The organism is Halorubrum sp. SP9 (genome assembly GCF_005435015.1).
Classification (GTDB): domain Archaea; phylum Halobacteriota; class Halobacteria; order Halobacteriales; family Haloferacaceae; genus Halorubrum; species Halorubrum sodomense.
This window is the reverse complement of sequence record NZ_SGXU01000126.1, coordinates 1-1,141: the sequence shown is the minus strand read 5'-3', so window position 1 is coordinate 1,141 and position 1,141 is coordinate 1. Positions and strand designations below refer to the sequence as shown.

The 1,141-nt window shown below is 47.9% G+C and carries 2 protein-coding genes; one reads left to right on the top strand and one right to left on the bottom strand.

All coding sequences use genetic code 11. From position 1 onward, the window contains the following. Positions 1–190: hypothetical protein (locus EXE45_RS20820; RefSeq protein ID WP_206750487.1), on the top strand; the 190-nt coding region annotated here is incomplete at its 5' end. A gap of 59 nt (positions 191–249) precedes the next feature. On the opposite strand, the gene EXE45_RS16780 is transcribed toward EXE45_RS20820, so the two are convergent. Continuing rightward, positions 250–1,141: oligosaccharide flippase family protein (locus EXE45_RS16780; protein ID WP_137695002.1), on the bottom strand; the 892-nt coding region annotated here is incomplete at its 5' end.

Sequence of the window (1,141 nt, the reverse complement as noted above, 5' to 3'; positions counted from 1 at the left end):
GTTTTTCCGCTTCGCTTCCGGCTTCACAGTGACTATCCCGCCGCTCACTGTGGATTCAACAGAGCAAACTAATCTGAACAATGCCTGCTTTGCCAAACAGGGGTCACTTATCGATAAACCGGCCCTCAGGTGCTGTCCGCTACGTATAGACGTAATCGAATTTTATAACTTCCTTGAATTACTCGTTTAATCGTTACAACTCTTCCAGTACTCTCAGACACTATGATCTTATTTTGCTTTATTATTATTTTAGGTGTCGATATTAGGCATTAGTAGTTTTTCAAACACTGGATATCCGAGGCGTTCGTCGAACTGGGTAGCGACCTGTACATCCTCGGAGGTGAATCCACCAATCAGGCGAAGCCCCACGACGAAAGAAAAGACAACGAGGATCGGGAGTGAAATCACGAGTACCAGACCACCAGTATTGGTCACAATCACAATCCCTACTAGTAGCGGAAGTAGCGCAGCTGTCCAAACGCGTACTAAACCTCTGCTAAAGGAGTGGATCCCACGGAGATAATAAATCTCGATGACCCCCGCCATTCCGGCAACTGTAAGAGCAGTACCAGTCGCAATTCCCGCCCCAAGAATTCCTAATGTAGGAACCAACAACGCGTCCAAAGTTCCATTTACACCAACGAGAACGACCGTATTTAGCAGGGTAAGACGAGTGTGACCAAGCCCCTCAAGCATCATTCCCTCTGGTCCGAATGCTGCATTAAGAAGGTATCCAATAGAGAGTGCGACAACCGCGGTCGCTGCTGCAGTGTACTGCTCAGTGAATAGGAGAGAAAGATAAGTCTCTGGGGCTAACACGAGTGTCAGAGTCGGAGGGATCGTCAGGATAGTCACCCACCGCGTCGTTAGTGTGAACCGGTTCTGAAGGAGCGTGTTATTGCTCATATTCTCGGCCACAATCGGTTTGAAGATCGGAGTAATTGCCCGAAGTGCAATAAGCAGGTTTGAAGCGAGCAAGAACCCGACTTGATACTGGCCAACCTCTGCCGAGCCGAGAAAATATCCTATTATGAAATAGTCGATCTGTCCAACAAGAGAATAAATCACACCTGCAAGGACTAGCGGAAGTGAATAGGACAATAGCGCACGGTTAGAGACTGACTCCACTTCAGACTCTCTG